The organism is Nocardia sp. NPDC050718 (assembly GCF_040654235.1).
In the GTDB taxonomy this organism is placed as follows: Bacteria; Actinomycetota; Actinomycetes; order Mycobacteriales; family Mycobacteriaceae; genus Nocardia.
Map to the genome: position 1 here is coordinate 556,289 of NZ_JBFAHQ010000002.1, position 19,102 is coordinate 575,390.

The 19,102-nt window shown below is 70.9% G+C and carries 18 protein-coding genes; 10 read left to right on the forward strand and 8 right to left on the reverse strand.

Going from position 1 to position 19,102, the window contains the following annotated elements; all coding sequences use genetic code 11:
- Positions 1–242: 242 nt before the first annotated feature.
- Positions 243–1,148, reverse strand: coding sequence for a peptidylprolyl isomerase (locus AB0H54_RS12040; protein ID WP_357345010.1), 906 nt, complete (start codon positions 1,146–1,148; stop codon positions 243–245).
- Between the two features lie 85 nt (positions 1,149–1,233).
- On the opposite strand from AB0H54_RS12040, the gene hisS reads away from it, so the two are divergent.
- The 3 genes from hisS to AB0H54_RS12055 all read left to right on the forward strand — a co-directional run bounded on the left by hisS (position 1,234) and on the right by AB0H54_RS12055 (position 4,329).
- Complete coding sequence (gene hisS, locus AB0H54_RS12045; protein ID WP_355281538.1) at positions 1,234–2,508, forward strand: histidine--tRNA ligase; 1,275 nt, start codon at positions 1,234–1,236, stop codon at positions 2,506–2,508.
- Between the two features lie 74 nt (positions 2,509–2,582).
- Positions 2,583–3,227, forward strand: a complete 645-nt coding sequence (locus AB0H54_RS12050) for a hypothetical protein (protein ID WP_357345012.1) — start codon at positions 2,583–2,585, stop codon at positions 3,225–3,227.
- A gap of 94 nt (positions 3,228–3,321) precedes the next feature.
- On the forward strand, positions 3,322–4,329 hold the full coding sequence (locus tag AB0H54_RS12055) for a malate dehydrogenase (RefSeq protein WP_357345014.1): 1,008 nt from the start codon (positions 3,322–3,324) through the stop codon (positions 4,327–4,329).
- Between the two features lie 9 nt (positions 4,330–4,338).
- Here AB0H54_RS12055 and AB0H54_RS12060 read toward each other — a convergent pair whose 3' ends face one another.
- Complete coding sequence (locus AB0H54_RS12060; protein WP_357345016.1) at positions 4,339–5,352, reverse strand: Rv2578c family radical SAM protein; 1,014 nt, start codon at positions 5,350–5,352, stop codon at positions 4,339–4,341.
- A 158-nt stretch (positions 5,353–5,510) separates the two neighbouring features.
- Here AB0H54_RS12060 and AB0H54_RS12065 point away from each other — a divergent pair, with 158 nt between their 5' ends.
- The gene (locus tag AB0H54_RS12065) at positions 5,511–6,365 is read left to right on the forward strand and encodes an SGNH/GDSL hydrolase family protein (protein ID WP_357345018.1); all 855 of its coding nucleotides are present in this window, start codon (positions 5,511–5,513) and stop codon (positions 6,363–6,365) included.
- 12 nt (positions 6,366–6,377) lie between these two features.
- Here AB0H54_RS12065 and AB0H54_RS12070 read toward each other — a convergent pair whose 3' ends face one another.
- On the reverse strand, positions 6,378–7,352 hold the full coding sequence (locus AB0H54_RS12070; protein WP_357345020.1) for an NAD-dependent epimerase/dehydratase family protein: 975 nt from the start codon (positions 7,350–7,352) through the stop codon (positions 6,378–6,380).
- Between the two features lie 194 nt (positions 7,353–7,546).
- Here AB0H54_RS12070 and AB0H54_RS12075 point away from each other — a divergent pair, with 194 nt between their 5' ends.
- Both AB0H54_RS12075 and AB0H54_RS12080 read left to right on the forward strand, forming a co-directional pair.
- Entirely contained in the window at positions 7,547–7,876 is a 330-nt protein-coding gene (locus tag AB0H54_RS12075; RefSeq protein WP_357345022.1) for a type VII secretion target, read from the forward strand.
- Complete coding sequence (locus AB0H54_RS12080; protein WP_357345024.1) at positions 7,873–9,513, forward strand: hypothetical protein; 1,641 nt, start codon at positions 7,873–7,875, stop codon at positions 9,511–9,513. Before AB0H54_RS12075 ends, AB0H54_RS12080 begins: the two co-directional genes overlap by 4 nt.
- 70 nt (positions 9,514–9,583) lie before the next feature.
- Here AB0H54_RS12080 and AB0H54_RS12085 read toward each other — a convergent pair whose 3' ends face one another.
- A complete protein-coding gene (locus tag AB0H54_RS12085; protein ID WP_357345026.1) occupies positions 9,584–10,072 on the reverse strand; it encodes a hypothetical protein in 489 nt (162 codons plus the stop codon).
- Between the two features lie 53 nt (positions 10,073–10,125).
- Positions 10,126–11,052: a neutral zinc metallopeptidase gene (locus AB0H54_RS12090; RefSeq protein ID WP_355281471.1), complete on the reverse strand. Its 927-nt coding sequence runs from the start codon at positions 11,050–11,052 to the stop codon at positions 10,126–10,128.
- A 183-nt stretch (positions 11,053–11,235) separates the two neighbouring features.
- Between AB0H54_RS12090 and aspS the strand changes: the two genes are divergently transcribed.
- Together aspS and AB0H54_RS12100 are read left to right on the forward strand one after the other, a co-directional pair.
- The gene (gene aspS / locus AB0H54_RS12095; RefSeq protein ID WP_357345028.1) at positions 11,236–13,053 is read left to right on the forward strand and encodes an aspartate--tRNA ligase; all 1,818 of its coding nucleotides are present in this window, start codon (positions 11,236–11,238) and stop codon (positions 13,051–13,053) included.
- Positions 13,054–13,128: 75 nt separating this feature from the next.
- Positions 13,129–14,097, forward strand: a complete 969-nt coding sequence (locus AB0H54_RS12100; protein WP_357345030.1) for a DUF389 domain-containing protein — start codon at positions 13,129–13,131, stop codon at positions 14,095–14,097.
- A 9-nt stretch (positions 14,098–14,106) separates the two neighbouring features.
- On the opposite strand, the gene AB0H54_RS12105 is transcribed toward AB0H54_RS12100, so the two are convergent.
- Positions 14,107–15,126 carry a hypothetical protein gene (locus AB0H54_RS12105; protein WP_357345031.1) on the reverse strand — a complete coding sequence of 340 codons (1,020 nt, stop codon included), beginning with the start codon at positions 15,124–15,126 and terminating at the stop codon, positions 14,107–14,109.
- 193 nt (positions 15,127–15,319) lie between these two features.
- On the opposite strand from AB0H54_RS12105, the gene AB0H54_RS12110 reads away from it, so the two are divergent.
- Together AB0H54_RS12110 and AB0H54_RS12115 are read left to right on the forward strand one after the other, a co-directional pair.
- Positions 15,320–16,489 (forward strand): kinase, encoded by a 1,170-nt coding sequence (locus AB0H54_RS12110; RefSeq protein WP_355281459.1) that lies wholly within the window; start codon positions 15,320–15,322, stop codon positions 16,487–16,489.
- Between the two features lie 76 nt (positions 16,490–16,565).
- A complete protein-coding gene (locus tag AB0H54_RS12115; protein WP_357345033.1) occupies positions 16,566–17,384 on the forward strand; it encodes a siderophore-interacting protein in 819 nt (272 codons plus the stop codon).
- Positions 17,385–17,479: 95 nt separating this feature from the next.
- Here the strand turns inward: AB0H54_RS12115 and AB0H54_RS12120 are convergent, their stop codons facing one another.
- Together AB0H54_RS12120 and AB0H54_RS12125 are read right to left on the reverse strand one after the other, a co-directional pair.
- A complete protein-coding gene (locus tag AB0H54_RS12120) occupies positions 17,480–18,727 on the reverse strand; it encodes a DUF6596 domain-containing protein (protein ID WP_357345035.1) in 1,248 nt (415 codons plus the stop codon).
- On the reverse strand, positions 18,724–19,077 hold the full coding sequence (locus AB0H54_RS12125; RefSeq protein ID WP_355281451.1) for a YciI family protein: 354 nt from the start codon (positions 19,075–19,077) through the stop codon (positions 18,724–18,726). The genes AB0H54_RS12120 and AB0H54_RS12125 overlap by 4 nt, the downstream gene beginning before the upstream one ends.
- Positions 19,078–19,102 lie beyond the last annotated feature (25 nt).

Below are 19,102 nucleotides of genomic sequence, written 5' to 3' on the forward strand. Positions count from 1 at the left end.
CTGAGCCTACCGCGCGAAGGACACGACTGTATGTCTGGCGGAGCCACGCAAGGGAGGTGTCGAGAAGTTTCGGTGGACATGGAGTGGCGAGGGAGAAAATACGGCGGTCGAGGCGGCCGGCCGGATGAACAATAGGATTGCCTTGCCTCTGATGATCTTCTGGCGGTGTCGGGGCCGGAAAACCGGAAACGGGCCGGACGCCGCGGTGGCGTCCGGCCCGTTTCGGGTGGGGCGAGGGGGTGTCAGCCCACCTTGACGGTGGTGAAGCTGATCGGCATCTTCGGCTTGCCGCCACCGGCCGACATGGAGCCGTCGTCGCCCGCGGCGCCGACCTTCTCCAGCGTCTTCAAGCCTGCCTCGTCGATGGTGCCGAAGATCGTGTACTTCGGCGGCAGGATGGTGTCGCCGTAGACCAGGAAGAACTGGCTGCCGTTGGTGCCCTCGGGGGTCAGGCCCGAGTTGGCCATCGCGATCACGCCACGCTTGTACTTGATCGGGCTGTTGAGCGCGGGATCGTTGTCCGGATCGGTCGTCGGGAACTGATCGGTCGGGTACTCGTTGGCGAAGCTGTAGCCGGGCCCGCCCATGCCGCTGGCGGTCGGGTCGCCGCACTGCAGCATCTCGAAGCCCTCCTCGGCCGAGATGCGGTGGCAGCTGGTCTTGTCGAAGTAGCCCTGCTGCGCCAGGCTCACGAAACTGTTGACGGTGCACGGCGATTCGGCACTGTCGAGCTCGAGGCCGATCGGGCCCTGGGTGGAGTCGATGGACACCTTGGTCTTCGGCGCGTCGGGGCCGGAGGCGACCGTGGTGGTGCTCGGCGGCGCCACCGGCTTGCTCGCGGGCTCGGCGCCGACCGGGTAGGCGCAGGTGACGGTGGCCGGCTTGGCGGCGACCGCGGGCGCGTCGGCGGCGGGGGGCAGCTCCCGCTTGCTGGTGGCGGAGGTGCTCGCGGTGGCCGAGGAATCCGCCTCGTCACCGTCCTTGGTGAGGAAGTACACGCCGGTCACCGCGGCGGCGACCACGATCACACCGAGTACCGAGCCCGCGATCACCAGGCGCTTGCGCTTCTTCTCCTGCTCGGCCCGTCGTTCCAGCTGGCGCTCCAGCTTGCGCTTGGCCGCCGCCCGTCGCTGTTCGTTGCTCGGCACTACCGCGTTCCTCCCGTGTTGTCGGATTCGTCTAGAGGGTAACCGGTTGGACTCGAGGGGCGCCCGTGGGGAAAACTGGATGATCGTGACCAAGACCAGCAGCTTCACCGCCCCGAAGGGGGTTCCGGATTACGTGCCGCCCGGCTCGGCCGAGTTCGTCGCCGTGCGCGACGGCTTGATCCACGCCGCCCGACTCGCCGGGTACGGGCACATCGAGCTGCCGGTATTCGAACAGACCGCCCTGTTCGCGCGTGGTGTCGGTGAGTCGACCGACGTGGTCAGCAAGGAGATGTGGACCTTCGCCGACCGCAACGGCGAGAGCTTCACCCTGCGCCCCGAAGGCACCGCCGGTGTGATGCGCGCGGTGATCCAGCACGGTCTGGACAAGAGCGGTCAGCTGCCGCTCAAACTCTGCTACGCCGGTCCGTTCTTCCGCTACGAGCGCCCGCAGGCCGGCCGGTACCGGCAGCTGCAGCAGGTGGGCATCGAGGCGATCGGTGTCGACGATCCCGCGCTGGACGCGGAGGTCATCGCGATCGCCGACGCCGGCTTCCGCGGCCTCGGCCTGGACGGGTTCCGCCTCGAGATCACCTCGCTGGGCGACGAGACCTGCCGCCCGCAGTACCGGGAACTGCTGCAGGAGTTCCTGCTCGGGCTGCCGCTCGACGAGGAGACCCGCCGCCGCGCCCAGATCAACCCGCTGCGCGTCCTCGACGACAAGCGGCCCGAGGTGCGCGAGCTGACCGCGAACGCGCCGTTGATGATCGATCACCTGTCCGAGTCGGCGAAGACCCACTTCGAGCAGGTGCTCGCCCACCTCGACGCGCTGGGCGTGCCGTACGTGGTGAACCCGCGCATGGTCCGCGGCCTGGACTACTACACCAAGACGACCTTCGAATTCGTGCACGACCAGCTGGGCGCGCAGTCCGGCATCGGCGGCGGCGGTCGCTACGACGGGCTGATGGCCGAGCTGGGCGGGCAGCCGCTCTCGGGCATCGGCTTCGGGATCGGCGTCGACCGGACCGTGCTTGCCCTGGCGGCCGAGGGCAAGACCGCGGCCGACCCGGCGCGCTGCCAGGTCTACGGCATCGCGCTCGGTGACGCCGCCAAGGCACGGCTGGTCGCGCTGGCCGGCGCGCTGCGCGGCGCGGGGATCAGCGTCGACCTGGCCTACGGCGGGCGCGGGATGAAGGGCGCGATGAAGGGCGCCGACCGCTCCGGCGCGACATTCACCCTGGTGCTGGGCGATCGCGATCTCGAGGAGAACTCGATCGGGGTCAAGGAGATGGCGACCGGCGAGCAGCGGCAGGTGCCGCTGGGCGAGGTCGTCGGCGTGCTGCGCACCGCGCTCGGCCACTGAGCCCGGCGGTCCGGGGCGCGGTAGTCTGACCGCGCCTCGGACCGGACCGGCCGGACCGGGTGGAGAGGGACATCGTGGACGGGGAGTCCGGGCGGGCGGCGACGGAACCGGTCGGCATCGACCTGGTCGCGCCCGAGATGTTCGCGCCCATGCTGCGCAGGCTCGCGCTGGCCGCGATCGGTGTCGGCGTCGGTGTGACGCTGCTGTCCGCGATCTGGTTGAGCTGGCCGTTCGCGATCGTCCTCGGACTGGTCGTCGCGGTGCCGACCATCGGCTATGTGTTCGCGTTCCGGCGCAGACGGATGTGGTTGAGCGGCACCGAGATCCACGCGCACCGGCTCTTCGGTACGCGGCGGATCGACCTCGCGGGCGCGACCGGTGTGCAGCTGCTGGTCTACCCGGGCAGGCTCAGCCGGATCGTGCTGAAGGTGACCGTGGGCGCCGAGATCCAGGTGGTGCCGCTGGCGATGTACACCGATTCCGGCAGCGGCCGCGAACTGCATCTGCTCGGCCTGCGCAAGCTCGCCGACGCGCTGGCCGCCAGCGAGCTCGCCGCCGCCGTGGCCGTGTCGGAGGTCCTGGTGCAGCAGTTGCGGGCCGAGGCGCGCGATGCCGGGCTGGGGGAGCGGCCGCTGTATCGCGGCGTGCGGCTGGTCCGGGCCAAGGACGCGGTGTCGCCCGTGGTGCTGACCGACGCCGAGGTCGCCGAGCTCGTCTGAGCCGCGTGGTGTTCTGCCTCACGGATCCCCGTGCGGGGACTCCTGACTGATTAGCGTGGGAGGCGCCAGAGTCGTCCAGCGCGAGGAGTCGGTCGTGAGCAACCCAGCCAGCAGAACTCCGGTCACCGTCAGCGTCACCGGTGGCGCGGGCCAGATCGCCTACGGACTGCTGTTCCGGATCGCCGCGGGGGCGATGCTCGGGCACGACACCCCGGTGCGGTTGCGGCTGCTCGAGGTGCCCGCCGCGGTGCGCGCGCTGGAGGGCGTCGCGATGGAACTCGAGGACGGCGCCTTCCCGCTGCTGTCCTCGATCGAGATCACCGACGATCCCTCGGCCGGATTCGACGGCGCGAGCGTGGCGCTGCTGGTCGGCGCGCGGCCGCGCGGCCCCGGGATGGAACGCGGCGACCTGCTCGCCGCGAACGGCCCGATCTTCACCGGTCAGGGCGCCGCGATCAACGCGGTCGCGGCCTCGGACGTGCGGGTGCTGGTCGTCGGGAATCCCGCGAACACCAACGCCTACATCGCCATGCGCAACGCCCCCGACGTGCCCGCAGACCGCTTCACCGCGCTGACCCGCCTCGACCACAATCGCGCGATCGCCCAGCTGGCCGCGCGCACCGGCGCCCCGGCGGCCGACATCACCCGGATGGCGGTGTGGGGCAATCACTCCGCGACCCAGTTCCCCGACCTGACGCACGCCACCGTCGCGGGCAAACCCGCACCGGAACTGGTCGAGCCGGAGTGGGTGCGCGAGGTGTTCGTGCCGACCGTGCAGCAGCGCGGCACCGCGATCATCAAGGCGCGCGGCGCGTCCTCGGCCGCCAGCGCGGCCAGTGCCGCCATCGACCACATCCACGACTGGGTTCTCGGCACCCCCGCCGACGACTGGACCTCCATGGCGGTGCCCTCCGACGGCTCCTACGGCGTCCCGAAGGGGCTAGTGTGCTCGTTCCCGGTCACCTGCGCCGGTGGGCGGTACCGCATCGTCGACGATCTCGATCTCGACGACTACGCGCGGGCCAAGATCGACGCGGGTGTCGCCGAGTTGATCGCCGAACGGGACGCGGTCATCGATCTCGGCTTCGCCAAGGCGGACTGACGGCGGATCTCACCCGAACAGCGCGAGCTGTTCGCTCGGCGGCACCGGCGCCGGTCCTGCCGGCACGGTCCGGCCCTGTGGTCGGCGCAGATCGTAGGCGGCCAGCAGCGGGTCGACCCGCTCGCGCAGCCAGGAGCTGTAGGCGGGCGTGACCGAGCCACCGCGACCGTAGAGCTGACGGTAGCGGCGCACCAGCGCCGGATGTTCGGCGGCCAGCCAGCCGAGGAACCAGCCGCGCGTGCTGCCGCGCAGGTGCATGGCGAAGGCCGTGGCGCTGTCGGCGCCCGCGTCGGCGATCGCGGCGAACAGGGCGTCGAGGTGGGCGCGGCTGTCGGTCAGGCACGGGATGACCGGCGCCACCATGACATGCACGGCGAAGCCCGCGTCGGCCAGGGCACGGACCAGATCCAGGCGTGCGCGGGGTGCCGGGGTGCCCGGCTCCAGACTGCGGTGCAGGTCCTGGTCGAGGATCGCGATCGAGACCGCCACGCTGACCGCCACCCGCCGCGACGCCGCGGTGAGCAGGGGCAGGTCCCGGCGCAGCAGCGGCCCCTTGGTGAGGATGGAGAACGGCGTCCCGGAATCGGCGAGGGCGCCGATGATGCCCGGCATCAGCCGGTAGCGGCCCTCGGCCCGCTGGTACGGGTCGGTATTGGTGCCCAGCGCCACCGGCTCGCGCTGCCAGGACCGCCGGGTCAGCTCCTTGCGCAGCACCGCCGCCACATTCGTCTTCACCACGATCTGCGAATCGAAGTCCTCGCCCGCGTCCAGTCCGAGGTATTCGTGACTGCCCCGGGCGAAGCAGTAGCGGCAGGCGTGCGAACACCCACGCATCGGGTTGATCGTCCAGCGGAACGGCAGCGTCGAACTCTCCGGCATCTTGTTCAGCGCGCTCTTGCACAGCACCTCGTGGAAGGTGATGCCGTCGAACTCGGGCGTCCGGACGGTGCGCACCAGCCCTGCCCGGGTCAGTCCGGGCAGGGCGCCGTCCTCGGCATCGAGTGCCTGCGCTTGCCACCGCATGCCCTGAGTCGAACATGTGTTCGAGGTGGTGTCAAGCCTGGTCGGTCCGGATCGGTCGGCAGCGGCCGTCCAGTTGGTCCGTACCGGCGTAAAATCGCAGGTGGCGGACCGTGCGGCCCCGCGATCCGCGGTGTGGGTGACTCGGTGAGAAGTGGTCGATGGAAGGACCGTTGGTCGGTGCGGTCGTCGCTCAGCTCGTGCTCGGCCTGCTGTTTCCGGGTGCCGGCTCGGCACCCGCGGTGAGCTATGTCGCCCTCGGCGACTCCTATACCGCCGCGCCGGGTCTGCTCGATCCCGTGCCGGGGAGTCCGCCGCTGTGCACGCGATCCGCGCAGAACTATCCGCACCGGCTGGCGGCGGCGACCGGATGGGAACTCACCGATGTCAGCTGCGCCTCGGCGGCGACGGCGCACATGACCACGGCCCAATACGCCGATCAGCCACCGCAATTCGACGCGCTGTCGGCGCGGACGCGGGTGGTCAGCTATCAGGCGGGCGGCAACGACCGCAATCTGTTCCAGGCCATGGTGCTCACCTGCTCGGCGCTCAACGCGGGGAACGTCGGTGCCGTCGGGGCGCCGTGTCGCGACAGCCAGGGTTCGCGATTCAGCGACGACATCGCGGCGGGCGAACCCGCGATGGGCGCGGCGATCGGGCGGATCCGGGAGCTGGCACCGCACGCGCGGGTCTATGTCGTCGGTTATCCGGCGGTGCTGCCGGAAGCGGAGCACTGCTACCCACAGATGCCGCTGAGCACGGGCGACGTCGACTACGCGCGGGGCATCGAACAAGAACTCAATGCCGCGCTGCGGCGCCAGGCCGAGGCCAACGGCGCGATCTACGTCGACATCTACACCCCGGCCATCGGGCACGACGCCTGCCGGGACCCCGCGACCCGCTGGGTCGAACCCGTGCTGCCCGCGCAGGCGAACGCCACCCCGGTACACCCCAACGCCGCCGGACAGCAGGCCACCGCGGAGATCCTCCGCGCGGCCGTGACGGCGCCGGGGTGACCGGCACGCGGACTACGCGGTGCGCGGTGCGCGCAGGAAGTCGACCAGGTCGGCGACGGTCTCCTCGGTCGGGCGGGGGTGGTAGCCCAGCTCGCGTTCGGCCTTGCCGTGATCGACGATCGGGGCCGACAGGATCGCGCCGAGCGCCGCCTTGGACAGGATGTCGGAGCCGAGGCGCTTGCTGATCGGCTCGACCACCGGCAGCACGGCGCCGAGCGCCTTGGCCGGAATCGCGAACCGCGGGCCCTTGGCGCCGGAGCGCGCCGCGGCCATCCGGCACAGGTCGATCAGCTGGGTCATGTACCCGCCGAGCAGGTAGTTCTCGCCGGTGCGGCCCTTCTCGCCCGCCAGGATCAGGCCCTGCGCCACATCGCGCACGTCGACCAGATCGAAACCGCCGCCGATCATCACCGGCATCCGGCCGCGCATCGCCTCCGCGGCGGTGCGGTTGAGCCGGGACAGGTTCTTCGGGTTGTCGGCGGGGCCGTAGACGCCGGTCGGGTTCACGATCACCGCGTCGAGGCCGCGTTCGATGACCGGACGCAGCGCCTGCTCGCCCGCCCACTTGGACCGGTCGTAGACGGGCAGGCCCGGATCGGTGGAGCGCAGGGTGGTCTCGTCGATGTGCCCACCCGCGCGGTACTGGTCGAAGGCGTGGATCGAGCTGGTGTGCACGAACCGCCGGACGCCGGCCTCGAGCGCCGCCTCCGCGGTGACCCGCACGCCCTCGGTGTTGACCCGCCAGGCCAGGTCGTTCTTCTCGGCCAGCGTGATCAGCGCGACCAGGTGGTAGACCACCTCGGCGCCGTCGAGGGCGCCGCGCATCGACGCCGGATCGAGCACGTCACCGGACACCCAGGTGACGGCCGGATCGGACGTGGTCGGCGCAGCACGATCGATGGCCACCACTTCGTGGCCACGCTCGAGGAGCTGTGGGATCAGGTTGGTACCGAGGTAGCCGGCTGCGCCGGTCACTGCGACCTTCATTCCGCCGAGGATATAGAACATGTTCTAGTTTTGAAAGCGGATCGGGTGGATCGGAGCCGACACGGCTCGAACGAGGTCGGGGTGTTCGGTTATATTTGGCGCACACTGCGCCTTCGCGCGGGCGCGTAGGGAGTTCCGCGGCCGCCGATCGCGCTCGCAGAGCAGGATTTTCACGACGAGTTGGGGGGATTCGCATGACCGATCTCTCGGTCGATACCGATGCCGTCGCCGCTTTCGCGACGACGAACGCGACCGTGGCGGGGGACATCGCGGCGGCGGGCATCACCGACGCGGCGGGCAACGTGGCGGCGATGACGCCGGTGTTCGGGCTCATCGGCGCCGATTATCTGGCGATGTTCGCCGCCGCACAGGCCCTGCAGGCCAAGGACATCAACGATCTGTCGGCCAAGTTCTCCAAGCTGTCCGACGCGGCCTTCAAGTCCTCGGTGACCTACAACACCGAAGACGTCTCGCTGGCCGTCGATCTGGCCCGCCAGTCCGCGGGGATGGGGGGCCTGGCATGAGGCCGCTGAGCACCGACGACGCGGGTGTCATCACTCCGGACACCGCGCTGGCCACCGCCGACGCCGCGACGCAGTCCGCGCTGGGCGCCGTCCCGGTCGACTACAGCGCCGCCGCCCAGGCGATCCTCGATGTGCCGCTGGTGCAACTGCCCGAGGACTTCGAGGCCGTCGAGGAACCCGTCTTCACCCTCGCGCAGAAGATCACCGACGACGCGCAGAACGCCGCGGTCTCCCCGGCCGGGCTCTCCGGCCTGTCCGGCCTCGGCACCGGCGGCACCGTCGACGCGCAGGACATCCTGTCCGGCATCTCGACCGACGCCTCCGCCGCGCTGAGCGGCGCGCAGAGTGCCGTCAACCAGGTCGCCGGGCCCGCGCTGGCCACCGCGCAGACCGCGTTCGACCAGGCCAAGAGCGCGCTCACCAGCGCCGCCACCGGCGGCACCGCGAGCACGACGAACTCCACCGCATCGGCGGCGTCGACCACGCTCACCGAGGATCCGGTCTCCGCGCTGCTCAACGGCGTCTCCATTCCCGCGCTGCCGGGCATCGACTCGCTGTTCGAGCCGATCCTGCAGCTGCTGAGCAGTTTCGGCACCGGTGTCTTCGGCTCGCTCGACCCGACCACCCTGCTGAGCAACTCCTCGTCGCTGATCGAATCGGCGATGAGCGTCGCCCAGGGCGGTCTGAAGACCGTGCAGCAGCTGTGGGAGGGCGAGGCCTCCGACGCGGCGACCACCGCCAGCCAGCAGGCGCAGACCGAGGGTCAGGAGACCAGCCAGCGCGGCTTCGACATCTCCGCGCTGACCGAACAGGCCGCCGCGGTCGTCCAGTCGGGCAACGCGCAGCTGTCGGCGATCGCCACCACCTTCGCCGCCCAGGCCACCGCGCTCGCGCCGACGATCATGCTGCCGCCGACCCAGGCCACCCTCATCGGTCTGGCCACCGAGCATCTCGGCTCGGCGGTCACGGTCGTCAACACCACCCGTGGTGAACTGGCCGGCTACACCGGACAGCTCAACGGCGTGGTGCAGAACCTGGTCGCCCAGAGCGGCCTGCCCTCGCCGGAGGAAGTGCTGTCGGCGGCCTCGGAGAACATCGCCGAGCCGCTGCTGACCCAGGCCGAGGACGCGCTGTCGGGCACCTCCGACGACTCGACCACCGCCGCGAGCACCACGCCGGGCAGCACCACCACCACGCCGGGCTCGACCACCACCGCCGGCCTGAGCACCGGCGGTTCCGGTGGCAGCACCGGTGGCGCGCTCGGCGCCCTCGGCACCGCGCGAGGCGGTTCGAGCGGTAGCACCGGCGGCACCCCGAGCGCGGGCACGCCCAAGGCGACCACCGCCGTGCCGGGGTCGGCCATGCCCGCCGGTCGGGTCATGTCCACCGCCCTCGGCTCCACCGGCCTCGGCACCACCTCCACCGCGGGCACCAGCGGTTCCGGCTTCATGGGTGGCGGCGGTGCCGCGGGCGCGGGCGGCAAGGGCAACAACGACGAGGAACACGGCCGGACCGTGCAGCCCTACCAGAGCCGCACCGGCAACGACGACCTCACCGGGCCGCTCGGCGAATCCACGCCCGAGGTCATCGGCGCGGTGCACGAGGACGAACGCGACGCCGACGAGGACCGGTTCTAGCCACCGGATCCCCGACGACGAACGACAGTGCCCCCGGTTTCGGCCGGGGGCACTGTCGTCTGGTCTGGGCTCAGCGCTTTTCCTTGAAGGCGTCGATCAGCTTCTTGGACAGGTCGGTGAAGCGCTTGCGTGCGGCCTTCTGCTCGTCGTTGAGGCCGTCGGACGAATCGGGGGAGTAGACGACGAGGTGGGTCTCGCCCTCGACGTCGGCAGGCATCAGATCGATGATCGTCGTGCCCTTGCCCTCACCGGCCGGGATCCCGAAATCGACCTCGCGCAGCGCGGTGATCTCCTCGCGCGCCGCCGCGAGCACGTCCTCGGGCACGGTGCCGTCGACCCGCTTGGCGGCGGTCTCGGGCTTGCGGTCCTTGCTCACCGCGTCGGGCGAGTGCACGGCCTTGCCGTCGGCGAAGACCTGCAGCACCGGCCGCAGATCGGTGCGCTGGGACCAGCCGTCCGGAATCGAGGTCACGCTGACCAGCGGTAGCGGCGCCGGCTCGGCCTGGGCGACGGCGCTCGCACCGGGCAGTGCGAGCGCGCAGACGAGCAGTCCGGTCATGGTCAGGCGCATATTTCCCCTCGAAAGACGATGTGGCGGTATCTCGTTGAGGGTCAGCGTAGCCCGGTCGGGTTGTTGAGGTCACCGGCGGAATAGGTGTCGCACGACTTGACCGACCCGGTCTTGTACCCGGTGAGGAACCACTTCTGGCGCTGCTCGGACGATCCGTGCGTCCACGACTCCGGGTTGACGCCGCGCCCGGCCGCGCGCTGGATCCGGTCGTCGCCGACGGCGTTGGCCGCCGAGAGCGCGTCGCGGATGTCGTTGTCCGACAGCGGCTTCAGGAACGGCTGGCTGCTGCCCGGCGCGGGCTGCTTGTCCGCGTAGTGGGCCCAGATCCCGGCGTAGCAGTCGGCCTGCAGCTCGGTGCGGACCGCGCCGGACTGGGCGCCCTGCGGGTCGCGCTGGGCACGGCCGATGTCGCCGAGCTGGTTCTGGATGTGGTGACCGACCTCGTGGGCCACCACGTACTCCTGGGCCAGCGGTCCCGCGCTGGCCCCGAAGCGGTCGGTGAGCTCCTGGAAGAACGCGGTATCGAAGTAGGCGGTCTGGTCGGCCGGGCAGTAGAACGGGCCGACGTCGCTGGTGGCGTTGCCGCAGCCGGTCGACACCGCGCCGGAGAACAGCACCAGCTTGGGCTCGATGTAGCGCTTGCCGGTCTGCCTGGGCAGTTCCTGCGACCAGACCCCGTCCAGGCTCTGCGCGGTCGCGACCACCCGGCAGTCGACGTACTTGTTCGCGTCGGCGCCGGTCTTGCAGTGCGACGGGGTGCCCGCGGTGCCCGGCTGGCTCTGCTGGGTGTCCTGCGCGCCGGTGAAGTTGCCGAGCACCGAGCCGGGGTCACCACCCAGGAGCAGCGTGATCACCAGCAGGATGAGACCGCCCGCGCCGCCGCCGATGGCGAGCTTGCCGCCCATGCCGGGGCCGCCGCCGGACGAGGCCCGGCCGGGATCGATCTCCATACCTTCGTTGAAGGTCATCGCGGTACTCGCCTTCGCTCGGTGTTCCAGCTGTCCTGCAGCACGATTCACCGCCGGAAGACCCACGGCCGGCGGGCACGCGTCACAAGCTTGACACGGCGACCGAGATATCGGTTTCCTCTCGGGGATCGTGTCTCACTACGATGGCGGGGAGTCCGTACGAAGTCTGTCGAAAGGAATACCGTGCTGCGCACCCACTTGGCTGGTTCGCTGCGAAGCGAGCACGCCGGTCAGACCGTCACCCTCACCGGCTGGGTGGCCCGGCGTCGTGACCACGGTGGTGTGACCTTCATCGATCTGCGCGACGCCTCGGGTGTCTCGCAGGTGGTCTTCCGCGAGGGCGAGGCGGCCGAGCAGGCCCACAAGCTCCGCGCGGAATACTGCGTGCAGGTCACCGGTGTGGTGGAGCAGCGCCCCGACGGCAACGAGAACCCCGAGCTGCCGACCGGGCAGATCGAGGTCGACGCCAAGGAACTGGTCGTGCTCAACGAGAGCGCGCCGCTGCCGTTCCAGCTCGACGAGACGCCCGGCGACGAGGCCCGCCTCAAGTACCGCTACCTCGACCTGCGCCGCGAGGGCCCCGGGCACGCCATCCGGCTGCGCTCCAAGGTCAACGCCGCCGCCCGCGAGGTGCTGGCCCGCCACGAGTTCATCGAGGTGGAGACCCCCACGCTGACCCGCTCGACGCCCGAGGGCGCCCGCGACTTCCTGGTGCCCGCGCGCCTGCAGCCGGGCAGCTTCTACGCCCTGCCGCAGAGCCCGCAGCTGTTCAAGCAGCTGCTCATGGTCGGTGGCATCGAGCGCTACTTCCAGATCGCGCGCTGCTACCGCGACGAGGACTTCCGCGCCGACCGTCAGCCCGAGTTCACCCAGCTCGACATCGAGATGAGCTTCGTGCGCCAGGAGGACGTGATCCTGCTGGCCGAGGACATCCTGGTCGCGCTGTGGAAGCTGGTCGGCCACGACATCACCACCCCGATCCCGCACATGACCTACGCCGAGGCGATGCGCCGCTTCGGCTCGGACAAGCCGGACCTGCGCTTCGGTGTCGAGATCACCGAGCTCACCGACTACTTCAAGGACACCCCGTTCCGGGTGTTCCAGTCCGAGTACGTCGGCGCGGTCGTGATGCCGGGCGGCGCGAGCCAGCCGCGGCGTCAGCTCGACGCCTGGCAGGAGTGGGCCAAGCAGCGCGGCGCCAAGGGCCTGGCCTACATCCTGATCAACGAGGACGGCACCCTGGGCGGCCCGGTCGCCAAGAACCTGACCGACGCCGAGCGCGACGGGCTGGCCAAGCAGGTCGGCGCCGAGCCGGGCGACTGCGTGTTCTTCGCCGCGGGCACCACCAAGTCGAGCCGGGCCCTGCTGGGCGCCGCGCGCGGCGAGATCGCCCGCAAGTGCGACCTCATCGACCCGAACGCCTGGGCCTTCGTCTGGATCGTCGACGCGCCGATGTTCGAGCCGACCGCCGACGCCACCGCCAGCGGTGACGTGGCCCTGGGCTACTCGGCCTGGACCGCCGTGCACCACGCCTTCACCTCGCCCAAGCCGGAGTCGATCGACACCTTCGACACCGACCCGGGCGCGGCGCTGGCCTACGCCTACGACATCGTCTGCAACGGCAACGAGATCGGTGGCGGTTCCATCCGTATCCACCGCCGCGACGTCCAGGAACGCGTGTTCAAGGTGATGGGCATCGGCCACGACGAGGCGCAGGAGAAGTTCGGCTTCCTGCTCGACGCCTTCGCCTACGGCGCCCCGCCGCACGGCGGCATCGCCTTCGGCTGGGACCGCATCACCGCGCTGCTGGCCGGCGAGGACTCGATCCGCGAGGTGATCGCCTTCCCGAAGACCGGTGGCGGCGTCGACCCGCTCACCGACGCGCCCGCGCCGATCACCGCGCAGCAGCGCAAGGAGGCGGGCATCGACGCCAAGCCGGAGGTCAAGGGCGAGGCCAAGGCCGCCGCCGACGCGCCGAAAGCCGTTGCCTCCGAGAAATAGCGGTCACCGACGGTAGCCCGGTACCTTCTGGTCAGTTCCCCGCCGCCGTGGCGGCATTGATCAGAAGGGCCACCGGTGCTGCATCTGCGAGTGATCAGTCCGCCCGAGCAGACCGACGCGCTCGTGCGCGCGCTCGAAGCCGACGCGGGCGTCACCCATCTGACGGTCGCGCGCGGGATCGCTGTCGACCCGCAGGGTGATCTCGTCCAGGCCGACGTGGCGCGCGAGGCCGCCAACAAGGTCCTCGCCGACGTCAAGTCGCTCGGGATCGAGCAGACCGGCGGCATCACGCTCGGCCCCGTCGAAGCCGTGCTGTCCGACGCGGCCGACCGGGCGGTGCGCGCCGCGCCCGGTGATCCGAGCGATGCCGTGGTCTGGGAGCAACTGCTCAAAGAGACCCACGAGGAGTCCTCGCTCAACGCGACCTTCGTCGCGTTCCTGACCATCGCCTGCCTGCTGGCCTCCATCGGCGTGGCGACCAACTCGCCGGTCACCATCGTCGGCGCGATGGTGGTGGGTCCGGAGTTCGGGCCGCTGGCCGCGCTGTCGGTGGCCCTGGTGCGCCGCAACTGGCGGCTGGCCCGGCGCTCGGTCATCGCGCTGGCCGTGGCCTTCCCGGTGGCCATGGTGATCACGCTGTTCGCGACCCTGCTGTGGGAGCGGCTGGGCTGGGTGACCACCGAGGGGGTCATCGACGCGCACGACGTGGACTTCATCTACGAGGTCGGGCCGTTCTCCCTGGTCGTGGCCGTGCTCGCCGGTGCGGCGGGCATGCTGTCGCTGGTGACGGCCAAGTCGGCGGCGCTGATCGGGGTGTTCATCTCGGTCACCACGGTGCCCGCCGCCGGGTACGCGGTGGTGGCCGCCACGATCGGGCAGTGGCATCGCGCGTTCGAGTCGGCCGGTCAGCTCGCGGTGAATCTGCTGGGCATCGTCGTCGCCGGTGTGCTGGTGCTCGAGTTGCGGCCGCGCGCGGGGGACGATCCCGGCCCGTTCGAGCGATTCAAGCGGGCCATCGGGATGAGCACACCGCTGCGGCACTGAGCTCCCGGCTCAGATCCGGGCGACGGGTCCCGCGGTGAGCATGCGGTACGCGTAGGTCACCGCGATCGCGCAGACCGGGCCGGCGATGAACAGGCCGAGCCCGCACGCCGCCGCGCCGACGACGGTCACCAGGGTGACCGTGAGGGCCAGCAGCAGCGCGGCCCACAGGTTGGCCAGGACCAGCTGCGCGCTCGCCTTGATCGCTTCCAGCGGACCGTAGTCCTGATCGATCACGAAGTGCAGGGAGAACATGCACAGGAATCCGACGATCAGGCCGGGCAGCAGGCACAGCGACGCGGCGAGCAGGGTGGCGGCGAAGGCCAGCAGCGCCGTCAACAAGACATTGCCCGCGTTCACGAATCGGAAGAACGACCCGAAAGCCGGTGGATAGCCGTCCGTTTCGTACAGCGCGCCACGGATCATCACCGCCTGCAGCAGCCACAGCGCGACCAGGACCACCAGGAACAGGAACAGCACGGTGAACAGCGATGTCGGCTCGAAGATCTGGACGATCGCGAGGAAGGCGAGATAGATGAGCACGCCCACCGCGGTGACCCCGAGCCACGGCCCGGGATTGGCGCGGAAACGGTCCCAGCCGTAGCTCAGCGAGCGGCCGACATCGAGGGCCTGTGCTCCCGAATGGTAGTAACCCGGCGTCTGCCCGCCGCCGGTGGCCGACACGCCGGGTGCGGGTGCGGCGGCATACCCGGGATTGTCGGGTTTCGCCTGGGGGGCGGGGTAACCGGGTCCGGTGCCCGCCGGCCCGTACTGCGGTGCGCTGGGGGGCGGTCCGGCAATCGGCGGTGCCGGCTCGAGCGGCTCCTCGCCGTACTGCGCGGCGCCGGGACCCTCGAATTGCGGATAGCCTGCGCCACCGGCCATTCCGTGCCTGCTCGGCCCGGGGCCCGCCGCACCGGCCCGGCCCGGCGCCTCGTGCCTGCCCGTGCCTTCGGCGAACTGTCCGCCACCTCCGGGAACCGGTGGCCCACCGGGTGAATCGCTCGATGCGGCGTACGGCGTGTCGGTCACTGTGGTAGACCTTTCGACTCAACCGGTTTGCGGTGTGGCGCACTGCAGTTGACGATGAGAAAACCCGACGACAGTCGGGTGTGTCAAGCGAACAGTGACACTCGCGCAACCACGGTGCCAACACGCCGAGCGACGCGGAAAGGTTGTGTAACCGCTCGCTAGAAGTGACCAGGTACGAGTAGCTTGAGAGGCGATGACCGCACTATTGGCCGAACGCGCCGCCGACGTCGTGTCCGCAGCACAACAGTTGCTCACAAAGCGAATGGGTGCTCCGGTGAAGCTGAGCGATCCGATGGAGCTCAGCGGCAGTGGTAGGACGACAGTCCTACGCGTGCGTGTTGCGGAGAACGCATTTTCGTTGCCGCGCACGCTGATCGTGAAGCAGGTGCGCGGTTCCGCACAGGACCGCCGCACCGGTGGCTTGGCGCCCGGAGTCGCCAGCATCGACGCGGCATTCCTGCGCGAGGCGGTGTCCTACCAGTTCACCACCGCGCTCAGCCGCGAACAGCGCCCCGGCGCCTACTTGATCGCGCACAGCGTGCCCGACCGGCTGCTGGTGCTCTCCGATCTGGGCGACAACGCGCTGCTCACCTCGGTGCTACAGACCCGCGCCGAGCCGGGCACCCGCAACGCGCTGATGGCGTTCGCGCAGGCGCTGGGCCGGATGCACGCCGCGACCGTGGGGCGCGAGCCCGACTTCGTCGCGCTGATGCGCCGGGTCGACTCGGTGCATCGCGTCGACGGGATCGCCCAGCAGGCCCACGCCGCGATCGCCGATGTGCCGGGTCTGCTCGAGACCGAACTGGGCATCGAGGTGCCGGGGGAGATCGCCGAGCGGATCGTGCACGGCAACCGCCTGTTCACCGGTGGCCGCTACCGCGCGTTCAGCCCGTCGGATCTGTGCCCCGACAACGTGATCATGAACGACGAGGGCGCCCGCTTCCTCGACTACGAGTGGGGCGGCTTCCGCGACGCCACCCTCGATATCGCCTACGCGCTGGTCTCGTTCCCGGGGTGCCTGTGCGATTTCGAGCTCTCGCGCAGCCGTGCCAGGGAAATGGTCGAGGCCTGGCGCTCGGCCGTGGTCGGCGTGTGGCCGTCGCTGGCCGACGACACCGTGCTCGCCGAGCGGATCCTCGAGGCCCGGCTGATCTGGGTGTGGCTGTCGACGTACTGGTTCCTGCCCGCCGATCACACCCGCATCGCCACCGCGCGCGAACACGGTCTGTCCGTACCGCGCTCGGAGGCGCTGATCAATCGCTGGTCGGCGCTGGCCGAGGACGCGCGTGTCACCGGCGACGACGCGGTCGGCGATTTCGCCGAGCAGGTGTCGGCGATGCTGGAAGAGCGCTGGTCGGAGTAGCCGCGCGGCGCAGGCTCCCCACTTCCCTCGCCGACGGGAGTACCGTCGGCGAGGGTCCGAGGAGTTGGGAGCAGCAGTGCCGAAACCGGTTACCGTCACCGTCGTCCGCAAGCAATGGTTGACCCCGCACCTGGTGCGGATCGTCGGCACCGCCGACGGATTCACCCCGAACGTCTTCACCGACGCCTACGTGAAGCTGATCTTCCCGCCGCCCGGGGTCGAGTACCCGGAGCCGTTCGATCTCGACACCGTGCGCGCGACGCTGGGCCCGGAGAGCCAGCCGGTGCTGCGCACCTACACCGTGCGATCCTTCGATCCCGCGCGCAACGAGATCAGCATCGACTTCGTGGTGCACGGCGACGAGGGCATCGCGGGTCCGTGGGCGCGCTCGGTCGAGCCGGGCGCGCGGTTCCGGCTGAACGGCCCCGGCGGTGCGTTCGCGCCCGATCCGGCGGCCGAGTGGTACCTGTTCGCCGGGGACGAGTCGGCGTTGCCCGCCATCGCCGCCGCGCTCGAGGCGCTGCCCGCGGGCGCGCCCGCGCAGGTGTTCGTCGAGGTGGGCGGCCCGGAGGACGAGATCGCGCTCACCTCGCCCGCCGACCTGCGCCTGCACTGGGTGCACCGCGGCGTGTCCTCGGACCGGATCCCCGACGATCTCGCCGGGGAACACGCGCCGCTGGTGGCGGCGGTACGCGCGGCCGAATGGCTGCCCGGCCAGGTCCACGCGTTCGTGCACGGCGAGGCGGAGTCCGTCATGCGGCAGCTGCGCCCCTACCTGCGCAAGGAACGCCAGGTGGCGCCGAAGTGGCTGTCGGTCTCCGGGTACTGGCGGCGCGGCCGCACCGAGGAAGGTTTCCGCGAGTGGAAGCGCGCGCTGGCGGCCGAGGGCGCCTGATCCGCGCGCAGTCACCAGCGGCATCAGCCGTCGGCTCCGCGGTGGCCTGGGCGCGCTCCGGTTGCGGCGCACCGCCGGGGGGCCCGCGACTTCACTCAGGTGATCAGTGCGGCCAGCTTGCCACGGAGGTGCGTGCGCTCGACCGTGTTGTCGGTGAGCAGCAGCGCGGCTTCGTAGGCGGCGACGGCCTCCTCGACCCGGCCCACCTCGGCCAGGAAGGCCGCCCGCGCCGCGTCGAGGTAGCCGTAGGTCGCCAGGGCGGGCTCCGCGCCGAGCGGCCCCAGCAGCGCGAGCGCCCGCTCCGGGTCGCCGCCGAGGCCGACCGCGATCGCGTAGTTGAGCCTGGCGACCGGTGACGGCCACACCCGCAGCAACAGCCGGTACAGGCCGATGATCTCGGCCCAGTCGGTCTCGGCCCAGCTGGGTGCTTCGTCGTGTACGGCGGCGATCGCGGCCTGCACCGTGTACCGATCCACGTGCGGCAGTGCCTGTTTCACCAGCGCGATGCCCTCGGTGATCGCCGCGCGGTCCCAGCGGGCGCGGTCCTGGTATTCGAGTGTGCGCAGCTCGCCCGCCGCGTCGACCCGGGCGGCGCGGCGGGCGTCGGTGAGCAGGATCAGCGCCAGCAGCCCGGTGACCGACGGGTCGTCGGGGACCAGCGCGCGCATCATCCGCGCGAGTTGCAGCGCGCGTTCGACGAGATCGGCACGCACCAGGCGGTCGCCCGCCGGCGCGGTGTGGCCGGTGGTGAACAGCAGGTGGATGACCGCGCAGATCGCGTCGAGGCGCTGGGGCAGCTCCCGCACCGACGGCACCCGGTACGGAATGCCCGCGACGGCGATCTTCTTCTTGGCCCTGGTGATCCGCGCCGCCATGGTCGGCTCGCTGACCAGGAACGCGCGCGCCACCTCGGCGGTGGTGACGCCGCAGACGAGCCGCAGCGTCAACGCGATCTGAGCCTGCGGCGCGAGCGCCGGGTGGCAGCAGGTGCTGATCAGCCGGAGCCGGTCGTCGGGGATCGTCGGGTCGGCCAGGGCGGCCAGCGCGAGGTCGGCGGTGTCGTCGGCCGGTTCGTCGACGACCAGCTCGGGCAGTGCCCGGCGGAAGGTGCTGTCCCGGCGCAGCAGGTCGAGGCCGCGGCGCCGGGCGACCGTGGTCAGCCAGGCGCCCGGTCTGGCCGGAACGCCGTCACTCGCCCAGGCGGTCAGGGCCGTCGCGTACGCGTCCTGGACGCATTCCTCGGCCAGGTCGAAATCGCGGACCAGCCGCACCGTCGCGGCGAGCACGAAGGCCCATTCGCGACGGTGCGCCTGCTCGACGGCCGCGGCCGCCGTCGTGGTCACGGCTGCGGGAAGACCTGGAGCGGGCGCACTTCGACGCCACCGGTCGGCGCGGGCACCTGCGCGGCGATCGCGATGGCGGCGTCCAGATCCGGCGCCTCGATCAGGTAGTAGCCGCCGAGCGCTTCCTTCGCCTCGGCGAAGGGGCCGTCGGTGATGACGACCTCGCCGCCGGCGTCGTGGCGGATCGAGGTGGCGGTGACGGTGGGCTGCAGCGCGTTGCCGCCGAGGTTGGCGTCGCCGGCGAGCTGCTGGAAGGCGCGGTGCGCGGTCAGCATGTCACCGAGTTCGGCGGGGGACATGGCGGCGTAGGTGGCTTCGTCGCCGTAGATCAGGACCAGGTACTGGCTCATGACGGTGCTCCTTCGGATCCGGGCT

Coding starts and splice junctions, on each gene's coding strand:
- AB0H54_RS12060 (WP_357345016.1), bottom strand. CDS start 5,352: ATGCGGTGGCAAGCGCAGGCACTCGATGCCGAGGACGGCGCCCTGCCC.
- AB0H54_RS12065 (WP_357345018.1), top strand. CDS start 5,511: ATGGAAGGACCGTTGGTCGGTGCGGTCGTCGCTCAGCTCGTGCTCGGC.
- AB0H54_RS12070 (WP_357345020.1), bottom strand. CDS start 7,352: ATGAAGGTCGCAGTGACCGGCGCAGCCGGCTACCTCGGTACCAACCTG.
- AB0H54_RS12075 (WP_357345022.1), top strand. CDS start 7,547: ATGACCGATCTCTCGGTCGATACCGATGCCGTCGCCGCTTTCGCGACG.
- AB0H54_RS12080 (WP_357345024.1), top strand. CDS start 7,873: ATGAGGCCGCTGAGCACCGACGACGCGGGTGTCATCACTCCGGACACC.
- AB0H54_RS12085 (WP_357345026.1), bottom strand. CDS start 10,072: ATGACCGGACTGCTCGTCTGCGCGCTCGCACTGCCCGGTGCGAGCGCC.
- AB0H54_RS12090 (WP_355281471.1), bottom strand. CDS start 11,052: ATGACCTTCAACGAAGGTATGGAGATCGATCCCGGCCGGGCCTCGTCC.
- AB0H54_RS12110 (WP_355281459.1), top strand. CDS start 15,320: ATGACCGCACTATTGGCCGAACGCGCCGCCGACGTCGTGTCCGCAGCA.
- AB0H54_RS12125 (WP_355281451.1), bottom strand. CDS start 19,077: ATGAGCCAGTACCTGGTCCTGATCTACGGCGACGAAGCCACCTACGCC.